At 55.0% G+C, this 660-nt stretch carries 1 tRNA gene and 1 pseudogene; one reads left to right on the forward strand and one right to left on the reverse strand.

Annotation, left to right across the window (positions count from 1 at the left end):
• A pseudogene (locus ROA7023_RS24315) lies at positions 1–117 on the forward strand (IS5/IS1182 family transposase); the annotation flags it as partial.
• Positions 118–388: 271 nt separating this feature from the next.
• On the opposite strand, the gene ROA7023_RS23630 reads toward ROA7023_RS24315, so the two are convergent.
• A tRNA-Thr gene (locus ROA7023_RS23630) sits at positions 389–464 on the reverse strand.
• Positions 465–660: the final 196 nt, after the last annotated feature.

The following is a 660-nucleotide window of genomic DNA, read 5'->3' on the forward strand; positions in this document are numbered from 1 at the left end:
GAGATCATGTTCGGACGCTTGAAAGACTGGAGGCGCGTCGCCACGCGCTATGACCGAAGTCCCAAGGTCTTCCTCTCGGCCATTGCTCTCGCCGCAACCGTGATCTTTTGGCTATGAGTCCTGAGCCTAGCGAGGGAGAAGCTTTCTATTGAGCTAAAACAGACAGGCAGTTGAGACGGATCAATGTGCTGCTACCGATTCGTGAAGCTTTGCCCGTGTGGAAGCACAGCGGAAGCAAGAGGGAGAGGTTCGCTGCGGTATCTTGCGAAAACCGGCGTAGGGACGATCCGAGGCAATGACCAACGCACGGAAGGTGCATAATTAGGGGGATACGCGTTCACGCGCCCTGTGCTATTGTAATACAATTCAATGGCTTATATGATTCATATGGTGCCCCCACACGGACTCGAACCGCGGACCTACTGATTACAAATCAGTTGCTCTACCAGCTGAGCTATAGGGGCACTGTCTGGATTTCGGCCATATGCCAGAAGTGGCGGTGCCATGCAACGGGCTAGGCTCAGGACCCATTAAACGGGTTGAGGCTGCGCGGTCTGCGTGATTCATCGTCCCCGAACCAAAGGGGGCATGATGAGCGATCTGTATTGGCTGAGCGAGGCTCAGATGGCGCGGCTGAGGCCCTATTTTCCGAAGAGCCAT

The organism is Roseisalinus antarcticus (genome assembly GCF_900172355.1).
Classification (GTDB): Bacteria; Pseudomonadota; Alphaproteobacteria; order Rhodobacterales; family Rhodobacteraceae; genus Oceanicola; species Oceanicola antarcticus_A.